12 protein-coding genes are annotated in these 15796 nt (G+C 70.7%); 7 read left to right on the top strand and 5 right to left on the bottom strand.

What is annotated here, in order from left to right; genetic code table 11:
* Window positions 1-104 precede the first annotated feature (104 nt).
* Complete coding sequence (locus tag ABXJ56_RS11700) at window positions 105-1982, bottom strand: lipase family protein (RefSeq protein WP_353999832.1); 1878 nt, start codon at window positions 1980-1982, stop codon at window positions 105-107.
* An 84-nt stretch (window positions 1983-2066) separates the two neighbouring features.
* Here ABXJ56_RS11700 and ABXJ56_RS11695 point away from each other — a divergent pair, with 84 nt between their 5' ends.
* Window positions 2067-3602, top strand: a complete 1536-nt coding sequence (locus tag ABXJ56_RS11695) for an alanine/glycine:cation symporter family protein (protein ID WP_353999831.1) — start codon at window positions 2067-2069, stop codon at window positions 3600-3602.
* Between the two features lie 24 nt (window positions 3603-3626).
* The gene (locus tag ABXJ56_RS11690; RefSeq protein ID WP_353999830.1) at window positions 3627-4430 is read left to right on the top strand and encodes a DUF1206 domain-containing protein; all 804 of its coding nucleotides are present in this window, start codon (window positions 3627-3629) and stop codon (window positions 4428-4430) included.
* Window positions 4431-4445: 15 nt separating this feature from the next.
* Here the strand turns inward: ABXJ56_RS11690 and ABXJ56_RS11685 are convergent, their stop codons facing one another.
* Window positions 4446-6200, bottom strand: coding sequence for a proline--tRNA ligase (locus ABXJ56_RS11685; protein WP_353999829.1), 1755 nt, complete (start codon window positions 6198-6200; stop codon window positions 4446-4448).
* Window positions 6201-6242: 42 nt separating this feature from the next.
* A complete protein-coding gene (locus tag ABXJ56_RS11680; protein ID WP_353999828.1) occupies window positions 6243-7247 on the bottom strand; it encodes a hypothetical protein in 1005 nt (334 codons plus the stop codon).
* 158 nt (window positions 7248-7405) lie between these two features.
* Here ABXJ56_RS11680 and ABXJ56_RS11675 point away from each other — a divergent pair, with 158 nt between their 5' ends.
* From ABXJ56_RS11675 to ABXJ56_RS11660, 4 genes are all read left to right on the top strand, one after another.
* Complete coding sequence (locus tag ABXJ56_RS11675; RefSeq protein WP_353999827.1) at window positions 7406-8203, top strand: NADH:ubiquinone oxidoreductase subunit 4 (chain M); 798 nt, start codon at window positions 7406-7408, stop codon at window positions 8201-8203.
* A 22-nt stretch (window positions 8204-8225) separates the two neighbouring features.
* On the top strand, window positions 8226-8858 hold the full coding sequence (pcp, locus tag ABXJ56_RS11670) for a pyroglutamyl-peptidase I (RefSeq protein ID WP_353999826.1): 633 nt from the start codon (window positions 8226-8228) through the stop codon (window positions 8856-8858).
* A 342-nt stretch (window positions 8859-9200) separates the two neighbouring features.
* Window positions 9201-9908 (top strand): GntR family transcriptional regulator, encoded by a 708-nt coding sequence (locus tag ABXJ56_RS11665; RefSeq protein ID WP_353999825.1) that lies wholly within the window; start codon window positions 9201-9203, stop codon window positions 9906-9908.
* Window positions 9905-10924 (top strand): 1-aminocyclopropane-1-carboxylate deaminase, encoded by a 1020-nt coding sequence (locus ABXJ56_RS11660; RefSeq protein ID WP_353999824.1) that lies wholly within the window; start codon window positions 9905-9907, stop codon window positions 10922-10924. The genes ABXJ56_RS11665 and ABXJ56_RS11660 overlap by 4 nt, the downstream gene beginning before the upstream one ends.
* Window positions 10925-10960: 36 nt before the next feature.
* On the opposite strand, the gene ispG is transcribed toward ABXJ56_RS11660, so the two are convergent.
* Entirely contained in the window at window positions 10961-12112 is a 1152-nt protein-coding gene (ispG, locus tag ABXJ56_RS11655) for a flavodoxin-dependent (E)-4-hydroxy-3-methylbut-2-enyl-diphosphate synthase (RefSeq protein ID WP_353999823.1), read from the bottom strand.
* 233 nt (window positions 12113-12345) lie between these two features.
* On the opposite strand from ispG, the gene ABXJ56_RS11650 reads away from it, so the two are divergent.
* Entirely contained in the window at window positions 12346-14313 is a 1968-nt protein-coding gene (locus tag ABXJ56_RS11650; protein WP_353999822.1) for an anthranilate synthase family protein, read from the top strand.
* A gap of 58 nt (window positions 14314-14371) precedes the next feature.
* Here ABXJ56_RS11650 and ABXJ56_RS11645 read toward each other — a convergent pair whose 3' ends face one another.
* Complete coding sequence (locus ABXJ56_RS11645) at window positions 14372-15715, bottom strand: M50 family metallopeptidase (RefSeq protein ID WP_353999821.1); 1344 nt, start codon at window positions 15713-15715, stop codon at window positions 14372-14374.
* Between the last annotated feature and the right edge of the window lie 81 nt (window positions 15716-15796).

Genomic DNA, 15796 nt, shown 5'->3' with positions numbered 1-15796 from the left:
GGGCCTCCGTATTCAGCTCTCACCGGCCCGAGATCGCGGCCGGAACCCCACTACGTTACCGGATGCCGCGTCGGAGGGCACCGCGAGCGGATCGCGGGCCCGGTTCAGGGTGCTGCGTCGGCGTAGCGGGCGCAGTCATCGGTCGGCGCCTCGCGACCCGTGAACAGTCCGTCGGTCCACGAGATGAGGACCGGCAGGAACCGCGAGCGGGGAAGGACCGTGGCGAGATGGTCGTATCCGGCGTAGACGACCCAGCGCACCTCGTCGCCCTGCGCGCACGCCCGCTCGACGAAGCCCTCCTGGAGGCGCGGCGGGATGACTTCGTCCGCGTCCCCCCATGCCACCAGGAGGGGAACGTCCCACGGACCGGTCGCGGCGTTCTCGGCCAATCGCGCCCCGAGTGGTCCCGTGGTGAGGTCCGCGGGGAAGAGCGGACCGTCCTCCGACACGCCCAGCGCGGTGGCCACCGAGACGATCACGCCGGGCTCGGTCGGGCACCGCTGCGTCATCTCCCGCACGAGGGTCTGCGCACCCGGCGCGACGTAGCGCGACAGATCGACGTCGTCGTACGTGTCGGCGTAGGGCACGAGCACCCAGGAGCTGATGATCGACAGCTCGGCCGTGGCGACGTTCCGGGTCACTTCGTCCGCGAGCTCGAGCGGGTCCGTGACGGGTGCGAGGACCGCGGCCCCGAGGAGATCGATGTCGGGTGCGTAATCGGCGGCGATCTCCGCCATCCACAGCGCCGCGTGCCCGCCCTGCGAGTGCCCCCACGCCACCGTGGAGCGCGACAGCGCCACCCCGTCCAGCTCCCTGGCGGCGAGGACGGCATCCAGCGATGAGCGGGCCTCCCCGCGTCCGATGAGGTAGGGGAAGACGCCGGGCGCACCTTGGCCCGAATAGTCGGATGCCACCACCACCCAGCCGCGCTCCAACGCGTCGTTCAGACCCGGAATCGCCCAGTGCGTCGCCGACGCGTCGCGCAGACTCGGTGCGCATCCGCGGGCGACGCCGGTGGTGCCGTGATTCCAGACCACCACCGGCCGCGCCCCCGGCCGCGACTCGGTGGGTGTGATCACCAGCGCGCTCGCCACCGCCGGGCGACCCAGCGCATCCCGGGTCGTGTACAGGATCCGCTGCACGTCCCCTCCGGGCGGTGATTGTCCGGAGAAGGCGTCCGCGCGGATCAGCCGGCCGTTGTCATAGGGCACGACGGCCGGAGGATCGTAGAAGGCATCGACCACGGGAGCGCCGCTCTGGATCCAGCTCCCCAGGTACCAGCTGCCCGAGGCCAGGACCACGAGGAGCAGAGAAAGGGCGAACCGTCCCGTCGCCCGCCAGCGGCGAGCGGCACGCGAGGGGGCATCGTGGTGCGCGGGCGGCGCGGTGAAGGCATCCGTCATCGCCCGCCGCCCGCCGGCGCCCGGGCCGAATCCGCGCAGGCCCCGGATGATCAGGGTGAGACCGAACACGGCGGAGCGCACCCCGAAGACCACTGCGACCACCAGCAGCGTCACGTCCGGCCAGGTGAGGGCGAGGATGCCGAAGACGATCTGCGCACCTCCCCACGCCGTCGCGAGAACCCGCTGGCTGGCGGAGCCCTGCGTGATCGCGTCGAAGAGGGACGCGAGCCCGGCGAGGACGAGGAGGACGGCGAGGATGCCGGGCAGCTCTTCGAGCGTCCGGCCGAGTCCCACCAGGAGCGCGAGGCCCACCACGATCCAGGCGCCGCCGAACAGGCGGCGCGGCAGCGCCCCGGCATCCGTCGCGCGGACGACCTCGCTGACGCCGGAGAGGACGACGCTGACGCCGACGTACACCGTCAGGAGGACGAGGGAGGTCAGCGGCCGCGTGATGATCAGGAGCGCCAGGATCAGCACCACCGCGCCGACGACGAGGGTGACGGCCGGCGGGGCATCCGCGACGAGCCGCGGGAGGATGCTCCACCTCGACGCGGGACGAGCCCTGCGTTCGCGCCTCACCGGTCCATGCTACGTCGCGCCGACCGCGCGGATCGCCGCGCGGAAAGGTGTTGACGCCGTGCGTCGGGCCGCCATACTGGGCCGATGGATCAGCTGATCGACGTGGATGCGCTCACCGACTGGATGGCGACGTGGGGCGACAATCTCTGGACCTGGATCGTCCTGCCGGTGGTGATCCTCCTCGGGCTCTACTTCACCTTCCGGTCGGGGGTCGTGCAGTTCCGGCTGATCCCGGAGATGTTCCGGACGCTGACCGACAAGACACCCCGGACCGAGTCCGGCGAGCCGCAGTCGGTGTCCTCGTTCCAGGCATTCACGATCTCCGCCGCCTCGCGCGTCGGTGTCGGCAACATCGCCGGCGTCGGCACGGCGATCGCGCTCGGCGGACCCGGAGCGATCTTCTGGATGTGGCTCATGGCGTTCGTCGGCGGCGCGTCGGCGTTCATCGAGTCCTCGCTCGCGCAGCTGTACAAGACCCGCGACAAGGACGGCTTCCGCGGCGGACCGGCCTACTACATGCAGCGCGGCCTCCGTGCCCGCTGGATGGGCATCGTCTTCGCCGTCATCCTCATCATCTGCTTCCCTCTCGCCTTCTCGTCCCTGCAGGCGAACACCATCCAGGCCACGCTCGCCGGGAGCTTCGACGAGTCCGCCTCCGCGTGGCTGCCCTGGGCCACGGGCATCGGCCTGGCCGTCCTCATGGCGCTCGTCGTCTTCGGCGGCGTCCGCCGCATCGCCTCGGTGACGCAGACGCTCGTTCCGGCGATGGCGATCCTCTACCTGGTCCTGGGCATCGTCATCGTCGTCATCCACGCGGACCGGATCCCGGCGGTCATCGCCGAGATCTTCACCTCCGCCTTCGGCTACAACGAGGTCGTCGGCGCCACGCTCGGCTACATCATCCTCACCGGCGTCCGCCGCGGCATGTTCTCGAACGAGGCCGGTCTCGGCTCCGCCCCCAATGCGGGCGCGTCGGCGGCCGTCACGCACCCCGTCAAGCAGGGTCTCGTGCAGACGCTGGGGGTCTACTTCGACACCTTCCTCGTCTGCTCGATCACCGCGTTCATCATCCTGGTGTCCGTCCCCGACCTCGCGGGCGCCACCCAGGGCATCGGCCTGACGCAGGGCGCCGTCGTCGGCACGCTCGGCGAGTGGTCGAACGTGCTGCTCAGCATCATCATCTTCCTGCTGGCCTTCAGCTCGATCCTCGGGAACTACTACTACGGCGAGTCCAACATCGAGTTCATCACCGGCAGCCGCGCGGTGCTCACCGGCTACCGCGTCGTCGCGGTGCTCGCCGTGCTCGTGGGCGCCCTGGTGTCCACCGGGGCCATCTGGACCTTCGCCGACGGCGCCATGGGCTTCATGGCCCTCGTCAACCTCGTCGCCATCGGCCTCCTCTCCGGGATCGCCTTCCGACTCCTCAAGGACTACACGCGCCAGCGCCGCGAGGGACGCGATCCCGTCTTCACGCGCGACCTGATGCCGGACGTGAAGAACATCGAAGTGTGGGAGGACGAGCTCTCGGTCACGGGACCCATCGACCTTCCGACCAGCCGCCGGCAGTCGGCGAAGCACCGCGACCACCTGCACGGACCGGCCGGTCGCACCGACAGCTGACCGGGAGGGCCTAGCGTCTATGGGATGAGACGTGAGGCCAAGCGCGCCGCCCGATCGGTGGAGGAATCCACCCCGGTGCAGTGGGCGGCGCGCGCCGGTTTCGCGGGCAACGGGCTCGTGCACCTCCTGATGGGGGTGATCATCCTGATCGTGGTCTTCGGCGGCGAGGGCGAGTCCGACCAGGCCGGCGCGTTCAAAGCCCTCGCGGCCGCGCCCTTCGGGCTCCTCGCGCTCTGGGCGCTCGTGGTCGCCGTCAGCACGCTCGGCGTGTACTACCTGGTGGAGGGGCTGCTGATCCGCGACCGCAGCACGCTGGCGAAGTGGCGGCGACGCACAGTGGAGTGGGGCAAAGCGGTCATCTACATCGCCCTCGCGTTCATCGCCGGAGCGATCGCGCTGGGTGCGCGGCCCCAGGGCGACCGGTCGCTGCAGGAGGCGAGCACCACGCTCCTGCAGATGCCGGGAGGACCCTGGGTGCTCGGGGTGATCGGGCTCACCGTGCTCGGCAGCGGCATCGCCTTCGCGGTCATGGGGATCCTCACCCGCTTCCGCCCGTTCATGGTCATCCCCGACGGTGCGCTCGGCGCTGCGGTGGTGGGCCTCGGCGTCGTCGGCTACATCGCCAAGGGTGTCGCGCTCGGCATCGTCGGCGTCCTCCTGACGATGGCGGCCGTCACGGTGGACGGCTCCTACGCCGGCGGGTTCGACGGAGCCGTCGAAGCGCTCATGGCGCTGCCGTACGGCTCCTGGCTGGGCGGCGCGGTGGGCGCCGGCTTCCTCGCCTACGCGCTCTTCCTCTTCGCCCGCACGCGCTACGCGGACATCTGAGGCACGTGCGGCGGGTCAGCCCGCCAGCACCCGCAGGGCCTCGGCGGTGGGAACCACCTCGCGCTCCCCGGTGCGGCGGTCCCACAGCTCGACCTGCCCGTCGGCGGCGCCGCGTCCGACGATGACGATCCGCGGAACGCCGACGAGCTCGGCGTCGGCGAACTTCACCCCGGGCGAGACCTTCGGCCGGTCGTCGTAGAGGACGTCGCGCCCGGCCGCCTCGAGGTCGGCGGCGAGGGACGACGCGAGCTCGAAGGCCGCGGCATCCTTCCCCGTCGCGATGACGTGCACGTCGAACGGCGCGACCGACTCGGGCCACACGAGCCCCTTCGCGTCGTTGTTGAGCTCGGCGAGGATCGCGAGGATGCGGGTCACGCCGATGCCGTAGGAGCCCATCGTGACGGTGACGAGCTTGCCGTTCTCGTCGAGCACCTTCAGCCCGAGCGTCTCGGCGAAGAACCGGCCGAGGGCGAAGACGTGGCCGATCTCCATGCCGCGCGCGAGCTCCACCGGCCCGGAGCCGTCCGGGGCCGGATCGCCCGGCAGCACCTCGGCGACCTCCACGACGCCGTCCGCGCCGAAATCCCGCCCCGCGACGAGCGAGTGCACGTGCTTCTGGTCGATGTTGGCACCGGTCACCCACGAGGTCCCGTCGACAACGCGGGGGTCGAGCAGGTAGCGGATGCCGGTCGCCGACTCCTCGCCGAGGACGGCACCCGTCGGCGACCACGGGCCGATGTAGCCCTTGACCAGGAGTGGATGCCGCTCGAAGTCCTCCGGAGTCGCGGGCTCGACGGCGGCCGGCGCGAACGCGACCTCTGCCCGCTTGTCGTCGACCCCTCGGTCGCCCGGGAGACCGACCACGACGAGCTCTCGCGTGCCGTCGAGGTGGGTGAGGGCGAGCACGACGTTCTTCAAGGTGTCGGCGGCCGTGTACTCGCCGTCGAGGTGCGCGTTGGCGTGCGCGACGAGCGTGTCGATGGTCGGAGTGTCCGGCGAATCGAAGATCTGCGGCTCGGAAAGACCGTCGAACGGGACGGCATCGGGCACGACGGTGGTGAAGGCCTCGACGTTGGCGGCGTAGCCCCCGGCGGAGCGCACGAAGGTGTCCTCGCCCACGGGTGTCGGGTGGAGGAACTCCTCGCTGCGCGCGCCGCCCATCAGCCCGTTGTCGGCGGCGACGATGACGTACTCCAGCCCGAGGCGTTGGAAGATGCGCTCGTACGCGTCGCGCTGCGCCTGATACGAGGCATCCTGCCCGGCGTCGGTGTAGTCGAACGAGTAGGCGTCCTTCATCGTGAACTCGCGACCGCGCAGGAGTCCGGCGCGAGGCCGGGCCTCATCGCGGTACTTGTCCTGGATCTGGTAGATCGTCAGCGGCAGATCCTTGTACGACGAGTAGAGGTCCTTCACCAGCAGGGTGAACATCTCCTCGTGGGTCGGGGCCAGCAGGTAGTCGGCGCCCTTGCGGTCATGCAGGCGGAAGATGCCGTCGCCGTAGGACGTCCAGCGTCCCGACTGCTCGTACGGCTCTCGCGGCAGCAGTGCCGGGAAGTGCACCTCGAACGCACCCGCCGCCGCCATCTCGTCGCGGATGATGCCCTCGATCTTCGCCTTGACCTTCAGGCCGAGCGGCAGCCAGGTGAAGATGCCGGGCGCGGCGCGGCGGATGTAGCCGGCGCGCACGAGCAGCCGATGGCTCGTGACCTCGGCATCGGCCGGGTCTTCACGGAGGGTGCGGAGGAAGAAGTTCGACAGACGGGTGACCACGAGCGACGAGTCTACGCGCGCGGCCGGTCGCCCCGCGCGGGTTTAGCGCGCCGCACGGAGAAGCCCACCAGCGGTCCGGATCAGAGTCTCGAGCGGGTCTACGCCGTTTCCGGTGAGTATCAGTGTGTGCGCACCATCCGAGACGACGAGGTCGTTGGGTGCACCGTCGTACGCAGTCCCCTCGCCTCTGACGAAGACGGCGGCGGCTGCGCCGTCGACGGTCACCGACTGTGCACCTTCGGACGCGGCGGCTGAGGGGAAGAACGCAGCCCCGCCCGTCACCCCGCGAACCGTCACCACCATCGGCTCACGCTCACCGTCCGTCACCCTGAGATCACACGTGAGGTTCCCTCCGATGGCCCTCCATTCATCGAGGTGGCGGGGAGTGCCTTCCGTCGCCACCAAAATCTCCTCCTCGACCCCCACAGTGTCGGGGAACGCCGCTCGAAGACCCTCCATAAGCTCGGCGCACGATTGCCCCGACCACCATGGGTCCGCGATGCCGGGCACCTCCGGTGCGGGGAAGGTGTCGGCGTGCTCCGCCGCGCGGTCCGAGAGTGCCCGCACGACCGCGACCGAAAGCGTCTCCGACGGTCCAGCGGCCTTCCACAGAAGACGGAGATGACCGCGCAGCTCGTCGAGCGTGCACTCTCGGCTGACACCCAGATCGACACAGTCAGCACCTGCAGGAGCACCCACGGCTTCTCCGGCGTCAGCGGGGAATGCCCACATCTGCACCATCGCTCCGAGATGCGTCTCCGACGTGATCCACGAGCACTCGAGTCCACCGAGGGAGTGCCAGTATCCACTCTCCCAGGGGGCGACTGCCGATTGCATGGGCGTAGCCAGGACATCCGAGACCTCAGCGGCAGTCAGCGCTTCCGCGCATGAGCCGCCGAAGGGCCGGATATCGCCGACAGGCGATCCGGACGACTCCGCCGACGGCTGATCGGCTGACGACTCGCTTGCCACCGGGGTAGGCACGTCTTCTGACGCGCATCCGGCGAGGAGCACGGCGACGACGCCCACGGTGACGGCAGTGGCCACCAGACCGGCTCGTCGAGACGCAGCGGCAGGAGATGTGAAACGCATATCGGAAGCGTCTCAGATCGGTCGGCACGTTCGCGGCTATGAGCTCGCGGCGCGTCGGGTCGGCGCAAGCCGCGCGCGGCCGGTCGCCCCGCGCGGGGCGCTACGCTGACGCCGTGCGTGCGCGGGTGCTTCTGTTCTCGGTCATCTCGGTGGTGATCGCAGCGGCGCTCGTCGCCGTCGTCGTCATCCTGCTCCTCCGGCCCGCGGCCGATGCGGCGCCGCTCGAACCCGACGAGGACTTCGGCGACGTGCGGGTCTACGCGATCGACCTCGACGGCGCACCGGTCCCCGAGCCCGGCGTGGACGCGCGGCGCGTGTGGGACCTCTTCGTGCGCGTCGCCACGCCCGCGTTCGCCGCGGAGGCGATGTCGGAGTATCGCGTGGGCGAGGCCCCCGACAGCGACACGATGGCCTACGTCCACCGCGACGAGGACGATCCGACACTCTGGACCCTCGCGGCCAACATCGCCTACACCGATGACGAGGATCTGCTGGTCTCGACCCTCATCCACGAGTACGGCCACATCCTGAGCCTGAGGGTGCAGGACGTGGATCCGGATGCCGCAGACTGCACGACGTTCTGGATCGACGAGGGGTGCGTCGCGGAGCCCTCGGCCCTCTTCGCGTTCGACGAGACGTTCTGGGTCGCCTACGGAGATCTCGCGCCGGGTCCCGACGACGCCGACGCCGCGCTCGGGGACGCGCTGTACGAGGAGTTCCCCGACGACTTCGTCTCGGCCTACGCGGCCACCAACGTCGTGGAGGACTTCGCCGAGACCTTCCAGGCCTTCGTCCTCGAGGACGAACCCGCCCCCGGGTCCTCGGTCGCGGAGAAGATCCTGTTCTTCTGGGACCTCCCGGACTACGTCGACGTCCGCGAGCGCATCCGCGCCGACCTCGGCTGGTCGTGATCTGCGCACGTACGCTGAGACGATGACCCGCGCGCTCGTCACCGGCTTCGTCCCCTTCGCCGGTGACACGGCGAACCCCTCGGGGGACGCGGTCCGTCTGCTCGCCGCCTCCTGGACCGGGCCTGCCGAGCTCATCACCGCGATCCTCCCGGTCTCGTTCGACGGCGCCGCCGCGGCCCTGCGATCGCTGATCGACGAGCACCGACCCGACGTCGTCGTGGCGACCGGGCTGGCCGGCGACCGCGAAGGCATCACCCCGGAGCGGGTCGCGGTGAACCTCGCAGACGCGCGGATCCCCGACAACGACGGGGCGCAGCCGGTCGACGCCGCGAGTATCCCCGGTGCTCCCGCGGCGTTCTTCGCGACGCTGCCGGTCAAGGCGATCGTCGCCGACCTGCGCGCGGCGGGGGTGCCGGCATCCGTCTCCCATTCCGCGGGCACCTTCGTGTGCAACCATGCGATGTTCCATGCGCTGCACGCGACCGCGCAGGAGCCGGGGGTGCGCGCCGGGTTCGTCCACGTGCCCTGGACCACGCAGCAGCGGCCCGATGCGGCCCTCTCCATCGAGGACGTCGCCCGCGCGCTCGCGCTCGTCCTCGAGACGACGCTGCGCACCCCGGTCGACCGGATCCTCGTCGGCGGCGCCCTCTCCTGAGCCGCGCGCGACGCCGCGCACCGCCGTACCGAACTCCTCCCCTGCGACCCCCACGCGCCCTCCGCGCCCGATTCTCGGCTTCTGCGCGCCGGAACGAAGGAGTTCGGTTCGCCGTCGAGCTCGATCTCGGCGTTCCCCGGCCGTCGCCCGCGGCGCGGGACGACTCGGTCGGGTCCCGCGCCTACCACGTACCGAACTCCTCCGATCCGAGGCCGGATCCGGCCGGGGAGCCCGATCCCGGTGTGTGCGCGCCGGAATCGAGGAGTTCGGTACGCGGCCAGGCGGGCGGCGAGCGCGCGGGCCGGTTTGACACGGGAACGTGTGCGGTATGCAATATATTGCGTGCCCCTTCCCGCGGTCCCGCTCCCCCCTCGGTCTCTGCTGCGCGACGACGTCTACTCCCGCGTGCGCGACGCGATCGTCGACGGCACCCTCGCGCCCGACGAGCAGCTGCGGGACGCAGACATCGCGGCGTGGCTCGGAGTGAGCCGCACCCCCGTGCGCGAAGCGCTCCTGGAGCTGTCCCGCGCGGGGCTCGTGCGGGCGACGCCGGGCCGCTCCACCGTGGTCGCCCCGCTGGACGCCGCCGCCGTCCGCGACGCGCAGGAGGTCGTCGGGGCGCTCCACCGGCAGGCGGTCGAGAGCGCGGTGCCGCGCATCACCCCGGAGGACCTCGACCGGATGCGGCGCGCCAACGCCGCCTTCGCCGACGCTCAGCGCCGCGGTGACGTCGACGCGGCTCTCGCGGCGGACGCCGAGTTCCACGCCGTCGCCGTCGAGCGGTGCGGCAATGCCGCGCTCTCCGCGGTTCTGGCGACATACGAGCCGGTGCTCGAGCGGGCGGAGCGTCTGCGCTTCGCCTCGCACGAGGGGCGGAACTCCGTCGAACGGCACGCCGCCCTCATCGATCTCTGCGCGCAGGGCGATGCCGATCCGGCCGGACGCTGCGCCGCCGCGATCTGGCAGACCCTGGCGCCCGCCGTCCCGTCCCGCGACTCAGCCGACGCCCCTACCGCCGCCGACACCCCCACCCCAGGAGACACCCCGTGAACATCGAGCAGCATCCCCGCTATCCCCTGACGTTCGGCCCGAGCCCTCTCCAGCATCTGAAGCGCCTCACCCAGCACCTCGGCGGCGCGGAGATCTGGGCCAAGCGCGAGGACGTCTCCAGCGGGCTCGCCTACGGCGGGAACAAGATCCGCAAGCTCGAGTACATCGTCCCGGACATCCTCGCCTCGGGCGCCGACACTCTCGTCTCGATCGGCGGGTACCAGTCCAACCACACCCGCCAGGTCGCCGCGGTGGCCGCGCACCTCGGACTCAAGGCGCGCCTCGTGCAGGAGAAGTGGGTGCCCTGGGACGACCCGACCAACGATCGCGTGGGCAACATCCTGCTCTCGCGGATGATGGGGGCGGACTCGCGACTGGACGATGCCGGCTTCGACATCGGCATCCGTGATTCGTGGAGAGACGCCCTCGCCGAGGTCGAGGATGCCGGCGGCACACCCTACCCGATCCCCGCCGGCGCTTCGGAGCACCGCCTCGGCGGTCTGGGGTTCGCCAACTGGGCATTCGAGGTCGCGGCACAGGAAAGGGAGCTCGGCCTGACGTTCGACACGATCGTGGTGTGCACGGTGACCGGGTCGACCCACGCGGGGATGATCGCGGGATTCGCGGCACTCGAGGATCTCACCGGCGTTCGCCGCCGCATCCTCGGCATCGACGCCTCCGCGACGCTGGAGAAGACCCGGGATCAGGTGACCCGGATCGCCCGCAACACCGCCGCGCTCATCGAACTCGGGCGGGACCTCCGCGATGACGAGATCCAGGTGCTCGAGGGCTGGGCGGGAGAGCTCTACGGCCTCCCGGTCGATTCGACGATGGAGGCGATGGCCCTCGGTGCGCAGCTCGAGGCGATGATCACCGACCCGGTCTACGAGGGCAAGTCCCTCGCGGGACTGATTGATCTCGTGTCCTCGGGCGACATCCCGAAGGACTCCACGGTCCTGTACGCGCACCTGGGCGGACAGCCGGCGATCAACGCCTACCACTCGCTCTGGCCGTGAGCCCCCGCACGGGTGGAGAACCCGAGGCCGCCCGAGTCAGGTCGTGACGACCTGGGCGGTCCCGAGCGGCGCATCCGGACCCATCTCCGCGGCGATGCGGTTGGCCTCTTCGATGAGGGTCTGCACGATCTCCGCCTCGGGGACAGTCTTGATGACCTCGCCCTTGACGAAGATCTGACCCTTCCCGTTGCCGCTCGCGACCCCGAGGTCGGCCTCGCGGGCCTCGCCCGGTCCGTTGACGACACAGCCCATCACGGCGACGCGCAGCGGCACGGTCATGTCCTTGAGACCTTCGGTGACGTTGTCGGCGAGGGTGTACACGTCGACCTGGGCGCGACCGCAGGACGGGCACGAGACGATCTCGAGCTTGCGCTCACGGAGATTCAGCGACTGAAGGATCTGGTGGCCGACCTTGACCTCCTCCGCGGGCGGCGCCGAGAGCGAGACGCGGATCGTGTCGCCGATCCCCTCGGACAGCAGGATGCCGAACGCCGTGGCGCTCTTGATCGTGCCCTGGAACGCGGGCCCGGCCTCGGTGACGCCGAGGTGCAGTGGCCAGTCACCGCGCTCGGCGAGCTGCCGGTAGGCCTTGACCATGACGATCGGGTCGTTGTGCTTGACGGAGATCTTGAAGTCGTGGAAGTCGTGCTCCTCGAACAGCGACGCCTCCCAGACGGCGCTCTCCACGAGAGCCTCGGGGGTGGCCTTGCCGTACTTCTCGAGAAGACGGCGGTCGAGCGACCCGGCGTTGACCCCGATGCGCAGCGAGACGTTCGCCGCCTTCGCCGCCGCGGCGATCGCCCCGACCTGGTCGTCGAACTTCCGGATGTTGCCGGGGTTCACGCGGACGGCGCCGCACCCGGCGTCGATCGCCTGGAAGACGTACTTCGGCTGGAAGTGGATGTCGGCGATGACCGGGATCTGGCTCTTCTTCGCGATGATGTGCAGCACGTCGGCGTCGTCCTGGGAGGGGACGGCGACGCGCACGATCTCGCAACCGGATGCCGTCAACTCGGCGATCTGCTGGAGCGTGGCGTTGATGTCGGTGGTGGGCGTCGTGGTCATCGACTGGACGCTGACGGGGGCGTCGCCTCCGACGAGCACCTTGCCGACCTTGATCTGTCGGGTCTTACGACGCGGGGCGAGGGTTTCAGGAGCCTTCGGCATCCCCAGATTCACAGCGGGCACGACCACAGCCTACGCGGCGCATCGCCCGAAGGTGCGGTGGATCGTGAAGGTCCAGGCCCCTCCCAGTCGTCGCGGCCCCGAGGCGTCCTCACCCGCTGTGGTAGTTTCGGCGCATGTTCGCGCACGCTGCCTGGTGGCCCACCGTTTAGGCGGTGGCTGCGCGTGAGGACAGACCGCCCCCGGGGCGGTCTTTCTTCTTCGTAGGGCGACCGCCCCCACGACGAAAGATCGACATGAACGCCCCCGCCGCATCGCTCCTGCTCGGACTCGCCGCTTCCAGAGCGCCTTTCGCGCTGATCTCCCGCGACGCCGAGACCATCGAGGTCCTCACCGGCGACGTCCACGACGTCGACCTCCTCGCCGACATCCCGCTGCACGACGCCACGGGCACGCCGCGCGAGGTGCTGGCGCTGGTGCCGTTCCGGCAGGTGCGCGAGCGCGGGTTCGCCTGCCACGACGACGGCACGCCGCTGCGATGCCTGGTGGTCGACGATCACGTCGTGCTCCCCCGCGAAGAGGCGCTGACCGACCTGCCTGCGTCGCCGATCGCTCTGCGCAACGCGGGCTTCGACATCGACGACGAGTCGTACGCCGACATCGTCCGCCGCGTGATCGCCGACGAGATCGGCCGCGGCGAGGGCGCGAACTTCGTCATCCGACGGGACTTCACCGCCGACGTCGACGCCGATCCCGCCGTCGCCGCCCTCACGTGGTTCCGCGCGCTCCTCGAGCACGAGCGGGGAGCCTACTGGACCTTCGCGGTCGTGACCGACGGTCACGTCGCCGTCGGTGCGAGCCCGGAGGCGCACGTCAGCGCCCGAGAGGGCGTGGTGACGATGAACCCGATCTCGGGCACCTTCCGGCATCCCGCCGGCGGCGCCACCGCCGAGACGCTGACGGAGTTCCTGGCCTCCACCAAGGAGACCGAGGAGCTGTTCATGGTGGTCGACGAAGAGCTGAAGATGATGAGCGCGGTGTGCTCGGACGGCGGACGCATCACCGGACCGCACCTGAAGGAGATGTCCCGGCTCACCCACACCGAGTACGTCCTCCGCGGCCGCAGCCGCCTGGATCCCCGCGACATCCTCCGCGAGACGATGTTCGCCCCCACCGTCACCGGCTCCCCGATGCAGAACGCCTGCACGGTCATCACGCGACACGAGCGCGCACCCCGCGGGTACTACTCCGGCGTCGCCGCCCTCTTCACCCCCCGCGCGGATGCCGGCGACACGCGCATCGGCGACACGGGCGCAGGCGGGGGCGCGCCGACGCACGACCTCGACGCCCCGATCCTCATCCGCACGGCCTATCTCGCGGACGGGCGCCTGCGCGTGCCGGTCGGAGCGACGCTCGTGCGCCACTCGGATCCGTACGGCGAGGTCGGTGAGACCCACGGCAAGGCCGCGGGGGTCCTCGGCGCGATCGGAGCGATCCCGCGCGACCGCATCGCGGAGGAGGCCGCGCTCGCCGCGCGCGTGGACGCGGTGGACGAGGACGAGCCCGCCGCCGCGCCCCGACGCCTCGCCGACGACCCCGACATCGCGGCGCTCCTGGCCTCGCGGAACTCCCGCCTCGCGGCGTTCTGGCTGAACCCCCAGAGCACCGCACCGGTGGGCCCGCTCCACGGTCGCGGAGCGGTCGTGGTCGACGCCGAGGACCGGTTCACCACGATGCTCGCCCACCAGCTGCGTCACCTGGGCCTCGACGCCCGCATCGTCCCCTGGCACCGTGTGACCGCGGAGGACGTGCGCGACGCGGAGCTCGTCGTTTGCGGTCCGGGTCCCGGCGACCCCCGCGATCCCGGGTCGGAGCGCATGCGCCGCATGCGCGAGATCGTCACCGAGCGACGCGCCTCGGGTCGGCCCCTCCTGGCGGTCTGCCTCAGCCATCAGATCCTGAGCCACGACGTCGGGCTCGAACTCGCCCCCTTGGCGACCCCCCACCAGGGCCTGCAGAAGACGGTGGACGTGTTCGGGATGCCGGCATCCATCGGCTTCTACAACACCTTCACCGCGCGGGTGGCGCCGGGCACCACGAGGGTGGACGACGCCGAGGTGGCCGCCGACTCCGCGGGCGACGTCTACGCGCTCCGCGGCCCGGGGTACGCCTCGGTGCAGGGCCACCTGGAGTCGATCCTGTCCCGCGACGGCATGGTGACCCTCGAGCGTCTGGTGACCCACGCCCTCAAGACCGCACCCTGATCGCCACCCGCCGCACCCTGGTCACCGCCGACGGGCCGTCCTCGCCGGCATCCCGCGCTCAGAAAAGCGAGAGCGGGTTGACGATGTCGGTCAGGATGAGGACGCCGCCCATGACCACCAGGGCGATGAAGACGACGAAGGTCACCGGCACGAGCTTGGTCGCGTCGACCGGCTTCGGCGGCGGGCGGTTCGTGATCTTCGCCCAGGCGCGCTTGATCCCGTCCCACAGGGCCACCACCACGTGTCCGCCGTCGAGCGGCAGCAGGGGCAACAGGTTGAAGACGAACAGGGCGATGTTCAGCGACGCCAGGAGCGAGAGCAGACCCGCGACGCGGTTCAGCACCGGCGCCTCGGCGGAGGCGACCTCGCCCGCGAGGACGCCCGCGCCCACGACGCTCAACGGCCCGTTGGGATCGCGCTCCTCTCCGGTGATGAGGGTCGCACCGGTCTCCCACACCTTCACCGGCAGCTGCCAGATAATGCCGGCGACGGCCCCGACGTTCTCGACGGCCGTCTGAGGGCCCGCCCAGAGCGGCTGGCGGACGTAGGCGGATTCCTGACGGATGCCGGCGATCCCGACCGTCTCGGTGATCACGACGCTGTCCGCGTCGGTCACCGCGCGTCCCAGATCGTCCACGACGGGCTGCTCGACGGCGGCCGGAGTGAGGCGGACGCTCCGAGACTCGCCGTCACGTTCGACGACGAGCGTCAGCGGCTCCCCGGGCGAAGCGCGGATCAGCTCCGTCATCTCAGCGAACGTCTCGACCGGCTGTCCGGCGACCTCGATCACGACGTCTCCCGGCTCGATGCCGGCGGCGGCAGCGGGGGCGGCGGGATCGGAGGCCGCGCACGTGGTCCGTTCGGCCCCGGCGGGGATGATGCATTCGCTGACGCTCGACACCGTCGTCGTCGCGGTCTGCACACCGATCCCGGAGAAGAGGATCGCGAACAGGAACACCGCGAACAGGAGGTTCATCACCGGGCCGCCGAGCATCACCACGACGCGCTTCCAGACCGGAAGTCGGTAGAACACCCGCGGGTCGGCGTCGCCGTCGAGGGTCTCGTCGTTGGCGGCGCGCGCGTCTTGGACCATCGTCGCGAAGAATCCCCCGCCGGCGCGTCCGCTGCGCTCCCCCGCCGCACGCGCGGCCTGCTCCTTCGGCGACGGCGGGTACATCCCCGCCATAGAGATGTAGCCGCCCAGGGGGATGGCCTTGACGCCGTACTCGGTCTCGCCGCGGCGGCGGGAGAAGAGCGTCGGCCCGAAGCCGATCATGTACTGCCCGACGCGCACGCCGAACGCCTTCGCCGGCCACAGGTGTCCGAGCTCGTGCAGGGCGATCGAGACGGCGAGCCCGACGACCAGGAGCACGACGCCCACCACGAACGCGATGACTTCCACGCGCTCACGCTACCCCCGCCCGGCTTTGAATCGGCCGTGACCGCCCAACGGAACTGCGAGCGGTCGGCGCATCCTGGGCCG

The organism is Microbacterium aurantiacum, from assembly GCF_040532595.1.
Taxonomy (GTDB): domain Bacteria; phylum Actinomycetota; class Actinomycetes; order Actinomycetales; family Microbacteriaceae; genus Microbacterium; species Microbacterium chocolatum_B.
Note: the sequence above shows the minus strand (reverse complement) of the source record. Positions and strands in the feature narration are given on the sequence as shown.

Coding starts and splice junctions, on each gene's coding strand:
- ABXJ56_RS11695 (WP_353999831.1), top strand. CDS start 2,067: ATGGATCAGCTGATCGACGTGGATGCGCTCACCGACTGGATGGCGACG.
- ABXJ56_RS11690 (WP_353999830.1), top strand. CDS start 3,627: ATGAGACGTGAGGCCAAGCGCGCCGCCCGATCGGTGGAGGAATCCACC.
- pcp (WP_353999826.1), top strand. CDS start 8,226: ATGACCCGCGCGCTCGTCACCGGCTTCGTCCCCTTCGCCGGTGACACG.
- ABXJ56_RS11650 (WP_353999822.1), top strand. CDS start 12,346: ATGAACGCCCCCGCCGCATCGCTCCTGCTCGGACTCGCCGCTTCCAGA.